Origin of the sequence: Spiroplasma endosymbiont of Megaselia nigra (assembly GCF_003987485.1) — a bacterium.
Lineage (GTDB): Bacteria > Bacillota_I > Bacilli_A > Mycoplasmatales > Mycoplasmataceae > Spiroplasma.
The window spans coordinates 1-8,866 of the sequence record NZ_RCOO01000040.1; the positions used below are offsets into that span (position 1 = coordinate 1).

Below are 8,866 nucleotides of genomic sequence, written 5' to 3' on the forward strand. Positions count from 1 at the left end.
AGTTTTCATTCTTTATTAAAAAAAGCAACAATTCATAACAATATTTACTTATCGCATGACGAATATATTAATGATGTTAAAAAATGAAATAAATGATATTCAAGCCGCAAAGAAAAGGATATAATAAATAAAAGTTTATAAACCTTTTTTACTAATACTTACTTTTTGGGGTGCACTCTATTTTTTTGGGCATAAACTATAATTGTAACGGCAATGAACAATATGACATAAAATAAAAAAATGATATTATTAAATATCATTTTTTTTATCTAAAAGTACTAATTTTGATTTGTTGCTTTAAACTTTCCACTAACAATTTGTCAGCAATCCCTTGACTAAATGCTGTCGCTGATCCAGCACAAATACCAGTTAACATTGCTTCTTGATAATCATCTGTTGCTAAATATGCTCCAACAAATCCAGCAACCATTGAATCACCAGCGCCAACTGAATTAATTAATTGTCCTGTTGCAGTATTACCAACATAAACATTTGTTGGAGTAATTAAGATGCTCCCATCCTTACCACTACTAATTAAAACATTCTGTGCCCCTTGTTCTTGCAATCTTTTTCCTAAAGCAACAATTTCTGCTTTTTGAGTAAATTGGTAATTTGTTTCAAATAGTTCATTTAATTCCGCTAAATTTGGTTTAATTAAGAATGGTTTAGCTGATAAAGTTGATAATAAAACATCCTTTGTTGCATCAACAACAAATAAGATTTCATTTTCATCACAGTAAGTACTAATTGTTTGATATAAATCAGATGGACAATTGCGTGGTAATGAACCAGAAATAATTAAACAATCATTTTTGGTTAATTCTGTTTTAAGAATTGTTAACAGTGCCATAACATCATCAGCACTAACAGAAAAAGCAAGACCGTTTAATTCTGTTTCTTGTTTTATTTCTAAACTTTTAATTTTTATATTAGTTCGGTTTTTACCATTAACTTCATGAAAACAAGCACCAACCTTTTGCTCTATCAAATAATGTTCAAACATTTCCTTATTATCACGCCCCAAAAAGCCTAATGCTGTAGTTGAATATCCTAAATGTTGCAACATTACGGCAACATTAATTCCTTTGCCACCAATTACCTCATACTCACTAATCGCTTTATTAGTTTCTCCTACCTGGAAATTAGGGACTTCAATAACTTGGTCAATTGCGGGATTTAATGTTAATGTATAAATCATTTTTTCGTAATCCTTCCCTTTTTATTTTAGTATTATAAAAACCCAATGAGTTGGGTTTTTACTTTTTAAATTAAATTGCTAAAGTAATTTTATTGTTTTTAACATCACGCATTCTTCAAAATCCAAGAATCAAGGCACTAATAAAGCTTCCAATAATTAGTGCAATAACTGAAATTAAGACTGCTACTCCAATTTAAGCACCATGATTAGCAATACTAAATCAATTTTTACCATTATCTTGGATTTGCAATAGCGGAAAGACCCCCCCCGTGCGGTGCTGCTAAGGTTACACCAAAACCACTAACAATTGCGCCAGTAATAGCACTTCCAGCCATAATTGATGGAATTGTTCGTTTTGGGTCAACAGCAGCAAATGGAATTGCCCCTTCGGTAATAAAACATGCGGCTAAGAAATAGTTAGTATTTCCTTGCTCAACATCTTTTTTTGTTCAATATTTTTTAAACATTCTTGTACATAGGGCTAATGCTAATGGTGGTACCATTCCTGCTAACATTGTACAAGCCATAAAGACTGTTCCCCCATTCGTTGAGCGAATTCCTTCATAAGCTGTTTGTGTAGCATCAATTGTTAAGGTTCCAAAGACATAGGCAGCTTTATTAATTGGTCCACCCATATCAGCAGCCATCATTAAACCAATAATAATTCCAATTAAAGCATTTAAATTATAATCGGCAATTGCTTTTAAACCTAAACTTAAACCGTAGTTTAAATATCCTAGTGGGATATTTAATCAAAACATTAAGACTCCTGCTGCTAAAGCTGTTAGAACAGGGATTAATACAATATCACGAACCCCTCGTAGTGATGGGTGGAACCGAGCAAATCCTTTTTGGCATCCATATACAGCAAAGGCAACAAGATAACCACCAATTAAGGCTCCAAAAAATCCTGAGTTAAAGTTTGAAATTGAATCAAGGAATAATCGCCCTCATGTATTTGCTCATCCCGTTTTATTTTCTGCATCATATAACATTCCAGGAGCATTAGCAATTAATCCTGCTGTCATCCCGGGTAATAATCCTTGTGGTCCCACAATAGAGTAACATACATAAGCACCTAAAATTGGAACCATCATACCAAAGATTACTTTTCCTAATCCTGAAAATCATGCAGCAACATCACGAGTTACCCCAAAATCTTTTCCTGTTTTACCTGAATCTAATAAGAAACCAATTCCTAAAATAATTCCTCCAGCAACCACAAATGGTAACATTCGTGAAACTCCTCCTAAGAGGTTTTTTGTTACATCTTTAAAGTTTTTTAAACTTAATTCACCAACTTCATCGTTACCACCTTTGCCACCTTTGCCAATTGTTAAACGTTTACCATTCAAAGCATCTTGAATAACATTAGGGCCCTGGTAAATAACATCTTTTGTACTTGTTTCTAAATATGAAACACCCTTAAAACGATCCATTCCCGTAATTTTTTTATCAATCCCAAGAATAATTGCTTTTGCATTAGCAATGTCGGTTGCTGTTAAGACATTTTCATTACCGCTACGCCCTTGCGTTTCAACTTTAATTGTTAAGCCCATTGCCTTTGCTGCTTCTTCCATTTTTTCTTTTGCCATATAAGTATGGGCAATTCCAGTTGGACAAGCTGTAATACCAATAACATCATAGTGACCATCGGTTTTCATTTTATCGTGGTCAGTAAATGGTTCAATAAGTGCTTTAAGAATATCAGCAAAAGTTTTTGCCGCACTAATTTGAGTTACAACTTCACTTTTTCCTAAAAAACCAGCTAATTTTGCTAGTGCTTGTAAATGTTGCTCTCCTCCTTGTTCTGGCGTAGTAATCATAAAAATGATATCAACTGGTTTGTTATCTAAACTTTGTCAATCAACTGCCTTTTCTAATGTCATAATTGCAATTGATGGTTTAGTAACACTACTACTTGAACAGTGGGGAATTGCTAAACCATCACCAACCCCCGTTGGACCTTCTGTTTCACGTTTTTCTAAAGCTTTAATTAGCTTTGCTGAATCAGTAACTGTTTCATTGTTAACTAATGCTGTTGCTAATGTTGCAAAGACTTCAGCTTTATCTGTCGCAGAAGTTTTTAAAAAAGTTGTTGCTTCAGTAAAATAATCAATTATTTTCATAATTTTTTATCCTTTGATTCTTTCTATGAACTTGTAATAATTTCAACTTCCGAACGAGAAGCGAATTTTACTAATGATTTAATGTTAAATTTTGATGAATCAGCAAGAATATAACTTTTTGTTGATCGTTTAATAACCTCTGCTTTAATCATTGCTTCATCTGGGTCGGTCGTATATAAATACTGACCATTAATCCCACTCACGCCTAAAAAAGCACAAGCAATTTGATATTTTTGTAAAGTCGTAATGGCTTCTCAACCAATTAATGCTCCTGTTTGGTGTTTATATTTTCCTCCCAAGACATAAACATTATTAAATCCTCCTAAAGCTAATAGTTCTACATGGAAGATTGAATTAGTAATAATTACTAAATCATCTGCTGGTTGTAATAACTTAATTAATGCTAAGGTTGATGAACCAGCATCCAAATAAAGACACATTTTTGGTTTAATTTTTTTAACCGCATGGCGAGCAATTAAATATTTTTCTTCTGCATGCTGTTGGATTTTTTCATTTAATTGTTCTTCTATCCGAACCTCATAACTCTTTTGTAATTTAACACCACCATGGACTCGTTTTAATAACCCTTGTTGCTCCATTTCCGTTAAATCACGGCGTAATGTTGTTGATGATAACTGCAATTGTTTAATTAAGTCGTTAACTAATACTAATTGTTGATAATCTAAACAAGCTAAAATTTTTTCTCATCGCAATTCTTTTAACATTTTCTCACCAATTGTAGTTATATCTTATTTTTAACCAAAAACAACCAAAAATAACATAAAACAACCCAAAAAAACCATTACTTTGTAACGGCTTTCTCAGTATAAGCTTCAATAACATCTTGCTCTTTTAAATCATTATAGTTTTTAATTGTTAACCCACATTCAGCCCCTGTTTTGGCTTCTTTAATATCATCTTTAACATGTTTTAATGATGCCAATTCACCACTATAGACAATAACTCCATCACGTAAAACTCGAACTCGTGATTTTCGTGGAATAATACCATCAGTAACATAACAACCAGCAATAGTTCCAATATCAGAATGACGGAAAATTTGACGTACTTCCGCTTGTCCTAACACTTCTTCAACCATTTCTGGATCTAAAATTCCTTCCGCTGCGGCAAATATTTCTTCAGTTAATTTATAAATAATTGTATGCAAACGAATTGCAACACCTTCATCTTCGGCTTTTTTCCGAACATGAGCTGTTGGACGAACATTAAAACCAACAATAAGTGCTTGACTAGCTAAACCTAATGTTACATCACTTTCAGAAATTGCCCCAACAGTTGCTCGTAAAACATTAATTCTTACACCTTGAATATTAATTTTTAATAGACTTGCTTTTACCGCTTCAACTGTTCCTTGAGTATCAGCTTTTAAAATAATATTAATTTGTTTTAATTGTCCATCTTTAATTTGGGCTGATAAACTTTCTAACGAGAAATTTTGATTTTTATAACGTTTATTGATTGTATCAATTGTTTTTCGTTTTAAAGCAATTTCACGTGCTAATTTTTCATCTCGAAAAACCATAAAACGGTCACCAGCATTTGGTACTTCATTTAAACCATGAATCATAACTGGAGTTGATGGTCCTGCTGATTTAATTTTTTTACCACTCTCATCAGATAAATCACGAACATAACCAAAAGTATAACCAACAACTAAGGCATCTTTAATATTCAATGTTCCTGATTGCACCAATAGTGTTGCAACTGGTCCTAAGCCACGATTTAAGTGTGATTCAAGCACTGTTCCTAACGCAAAACGATTTGGATTTGCTTTTAATTCCATTAAATCAGCCATTAATAAAATTGTATCTAATAATTCATCAATTCCTTGTTTTTGTTTAGCACTTCCTTTAACATAAGAAGTTGTTCCTCCTCACTCTTCTGAAGTTAATTCTTCTTGTGATAATTGCATTAAAATATTATCTAAATTTACTCCAACTTTATCCATTTTATTAACAAAAACAATAATTGGTACGCCAGCTGCTTTGGCATGATCAATGGCTTCTTTAGTTTGCAACATTACACCATCATCAGCGGCAACAACTAGGACAACAATATCTGTTACTGCACTCCCTCGTGCGCGCATTTGTGTAAAAGCTTCATGTCCAGGAGTATCAACAAAGGTAATCTTTTCACCATGTTTCGTTTTAATTTGATAAGCCCCAATATGTTGTGTAATTCCCCCATGTTCTGTACTTACCACATTAGTATTACGAATGGTATCTAATAGGGTTGTTTTCCCATGATCAACATGGCCCATAATTGTGACAATTGGTGGTCGTTTTTCTAACGAAGCAGGGTCATCATTAACTTCAAAACTTTCAATTAAGTTTTCATGTGTTACTGATTTTTCACGTTTAAAATCTAACCCGAATTCTAAACATAACTCTCCCAATTGCTCTTCAGTTAAAAAAGTATTTTGATTTAACATTATCCCCTTACTAAAAAAGTATTTAATAATTTCACTAACGGGTTTATTAATTTTTTGGGCAAACTCAGCAATAGTTAATGCCTCATCATAAACAAAAACTCCTTCGGTAACATGTGCTTCAACCGTTTTTAATTGTGATTGAATCCGATTTCGTTGTTTTTTAGCTAATGTTTTTTTATTTTGTTTGTTATTTTTACTACTCATCTGTCCCTCCTCCTTTTTGAATTTTAAGAATTATTTAATAATGTCAGCAACCGTTGGGCAAGATGTTGGTCACTAATACCAATCATTTTAACATTATTTGTTCCCAAAGCTTGTTGAGTTAAATTGAAATCAAGGCAACTAAAATAAGGGATCTTATAATAAAAACATTTTTGTTGATATTTTTTTGCTTGCGTAGCACCAACATCACTGCTTGTTAATACTAAATAAACAGTTTTTTGTTGAATGGCAGTTAACAAACAAGCCCCCGTGATTAGTTTACCCCCTCGTTTGGCTAGACCAAGATAACTATATCCTTTTTGATCTATCATCGTTAATCTCAAACTTCACTAATTTCACAATATAACATTTCGTAAAATTGATCGGTTAACTTTGTTTTTAAAGCATGTTCTAACGCGTGAGTCTTTTTTGCTTTTTCATAAATCTCTAATGTTGGTCGTAAATAAGCACCGCGCCCATTGGCCTTTCCGGTTGGATCAATAATAATTTCCCCGTTTGGTGTCTTAACAATTCGTACCAATTCTTTTTTTGGTAACATTTGTTGTGAAACAACACATTTTCGTAAGGGAATTTTTTTATGATTTGTCATCGATATCCCTCCTAGTTAATTATTTATCTTGATCATAATAATCATCATAGTCGTCATAATTAATTTCATCGTCATCATCATCTTGATTTTCAAATTGTTCACTCTCAAAATAAGAAAGATTATCTTCAATTTCTTGAATTTCATTTTCTAATACTTTAGGAGTTGATTCTGTTAAATCATCAACATGATAATTTTCTTCATCTAAAATCATTGTTTCTTCAGCCATTTGTTCTTCAATAATTTCAAATTCTTCAACTGGTAAACCGGCTGTTATATCAACAGTATTTGTTTCAACAATGGCTTTTGGTTTAATTTTATCTTTTAATTTAACTTGTAATGCACTAAGTTCATCAGTTGTTAAATTTCCATTTCATAAAATTTCAACTTGTTTCGTTAACGCTTCACTATAACTCATAATGTTTAGTTTTCATTTTGTTAACTTTGCAACTAATTTTGCGGCACTTCCACCTTTTCCAATTGCTAATGATAATTGCTCATCAGGAACAACAACTTCAGCTTCTTTTCCTTCATCATTAGTTGTAATTGAAATTACTTTTACGGGTGATAATGAGTTAATAATAAATTGTTGACTATTATCATTATAAATACAAATATCAATTTTTTCATCTTGTAATTCAGCTGTTACTTTATTAATTCGACTGCCCTTGCTACCAACACAAGCACCAATTGGATCAATATTTTTATTTGTACTATAAACAGCAATCTTACTACGACGCCCAGGATCACGAGCAATTGCTTTTACTTCAATTAATTGCTCAAAAATTTCTGGAATCTCACGTTCTAATAAACGATATAAAAAATCATTGCTTGTTCGTGAACCAGTAATTTGTCCTGCATTTTTTGATTTAACAACATCTTCTGCTAAAAAAGTAATTGGTTGGCCAACTTCAAAATGGTCAGAAAAGATCAAATTTTTTCGAGGAATATAAGCAAATGTTCGTTCGACTTCAACTAATAAGTATTTTTCTTCAGCAGCAATAACAACACCTGTCATTAAGTGCCCTTTTTGGATAATATATTCATCAAAAATTGAATCCTTTTCTGCTTCTTTAATTTGTTGTTTAATAATTTGGCCAACTTGGAAAATTGCTAATCGTGAAAATTCTTCTGAATTAACTGGTTCATAAACTTTATCATCAATTGTAATTTGCTCACCATATTTTTCTTTGGCTTCATTTAAACCAATTTCTAATAAATCATCTTCTACTTTTTTAACAACAGTTAATTCTTTTTCAACTTTAATTTGTCCTGTTTTTTGATCAATCTCAACAGTAATTGTTGCTTCTAGATCAAAATGTTTTTCATAAGCCTTCCTAATTCCTTCTTTAATTGAATCTAAAATTAAATCACGGCTAATTTGTTTTTCACTAATAATTTCATCAATTGTTGCCAATAATTTTGCACCATCAATCATGCTATATAACATTCCTTTCTTAAAATTTAACCGCACAACGCGCAAATTTAATATTTTGATAATTTGTTTGCAAGGTTTTGCGAGCACCTTTAACAAAATAAGTAATAATAAGATTTTGTTGCTGATCAACCATTGATAATTCACCAGTAACTTCAACTAAATTATTGACTTTTTCGTTAAATTCTAAATAAACATACTCCTTAACATGTTGTTGTAGTTCATTTCAATTTCGTAATGGTCGCTCAGCACCTGGTGTTGAAACCTCTAACAAGTATTCTTCTGAAAATAAATCAAGACTATCAACCAATTCATTAATTTCTTCACTAAATAACTGTTAGATGATCTAAATCAAGCACAGTTGTTTTATCTTCAATTAACACTTGCACAACATTTGTGTCAAACTCTTGTAAATAATTAATTGCAAACAAAGTTAAATTTTGCTTTGCTAAATAATTTTCCAAAGCTACTTTCAATTTTGTTTCTTGTTGTATAAAATGTTCCATTCAACACCATCTTTTCTTAATCAAACATAACTAAATTTATTGCATTAAAGAAAGAGCACGGTTGTGCTCTTTCTTGACCTATTTTAATTACTTTATTATTATAATACCTTATTAATAAAAATGCAACAAAATTAAGAAGATAAATTAGGAAAGGTAGAATAAAAATAAAGTGTTACATCATATAAGACTGCACCCCAAAAAGTAAGTAAAATTAAAAAAGAACTTTACTAAACTTTTAGAGGAGGTGCATTTTTTAATGGCAGGAAAAGAACAAAAATTTAAAACATATACTGCAGAATTTCGAAAAAATACAGTAAAAGAAATTGAACAAACATCGC

General features: G+C 31.5%; 9 protein-coding genes. All 9 read right to left on the bottom strand.

From position 1 onward, the window contains the following. Positions 1 to 265 precede the first annotated feature (265 nt). Positions 266 to 1,198: a 1-phosphofructokinase gene (pfkB, locus tag D9R21_RS02780; RefSeq protein WP_126821011.1), complete on the bottom strand. Its 933-nt coding sequence runs from the start codon at positions 1,196 to 1,198 to the stop codon at positions 266 to 268. Between the two features lie 233 nt (positions 1,199 to 1,431). Next, positions 1,432 to 3,327 carry a fructose-specific PTS transporter subunit EIIC gene (locus D9R21_RS02785; RefSeq protein ID WP_241568701.1) on the bottom strand — a complete coding sequence of 632 codons (1,896 nt, stop codon included), beginning with the start codon at positions 3,325 to 3,327 and terminating at the stop codon, positions 1,432 to 1,434. A 23-nt stretch (positions 3,328 to 3,350) separates the two neighbouring features. Continuing rightward, positions 3,351 to 4,052 (bottom strand): DeoR/GlpR family DNA-binding transcription regulator, encoded by a 702-nt coding sequence (locus tag D9R21_RS02790; protein ID WP_126821012.1) that lies wholly within the window; start codon positions 4,050 to 4,052, stop codon positions 3,351 to 3,353. Positions 4,053 to 4,129: 77 nt separating this feature from the next. Continuing rightward, positions 4,130 to 5,983, bottom strand: a complete 1,854-nt coding sequence (gene infB, locus D9R21_RS02795) for a translation initiation factor IF-2 (protein ID WP_126821013.1) — start codon at positions 5,981 to 5,983, stop codon at positions 4,130 to 4,132. 23 nt (positions 5,984 to 6,006) lie between these two features. After that, entirely contained in the window at positions 6,007 to 6,312 is a 306-nt protein-coding gene (locus D9R21_RS02800; RefSeq protein ID WP_114565325.1) for a L7Ae/L30e/S12e/Gadd45 family ribosomal protein, read from the bottom strand. 2 nt (positions 6,313 to 6,314) lie between these two features. Continuing rightward, complete coding sequence (gene rnpM, locus D9R21_RS02805; RefSeq protein WP_126821014.1) at positions 6,315 to 6,590, bottom strand: RNase P modulator RnpM; 276 nt, start codon at positions 6,588 to 6,590, stop codon at positions 6,315 to 6,317. A 19-nt stretch (positions 6,591 to 6,609) separates the two neighbouring features. Then, positions 6,610 to 8,025: a transcription termination factor NusA gene (nusA, locus tag D9R21_RS02810; protein ID WP_126821015.1), complete on the bottom strand. Its 1,416-nt coding sequence runs from the start codon at positions 8,023 to 8,025 to the stop codon at positions 6,610 to 6,612. A gap of 19 nt (positions 8,026 to 8,044) precedes the next feature. Next, complete coding sequence (locus D9R21_RS08255) at positions 8,045 to 8,332, bottom strand: LSm family protein (RefSeq protein WP_241568702.1); 288 nt, start codon at positions 8,330 to 8,332, stop codon at positions 8,045 to 8,047. A gap of 16 nt (positions 8,333 to 8,348) precedes the next feature. Then, positions 8,349 to 8,528, bottom strand: coding sequence for a hypothetical protein (locus D9R21_RS08260; protein WP_241568703.1), 180 nt, complete (start codon positions 8,526 to 8,528; stop codon positions 8,349 to 8,351). Positions 8,529 to 8,866 lie beyond the last annotated feature (338 nt).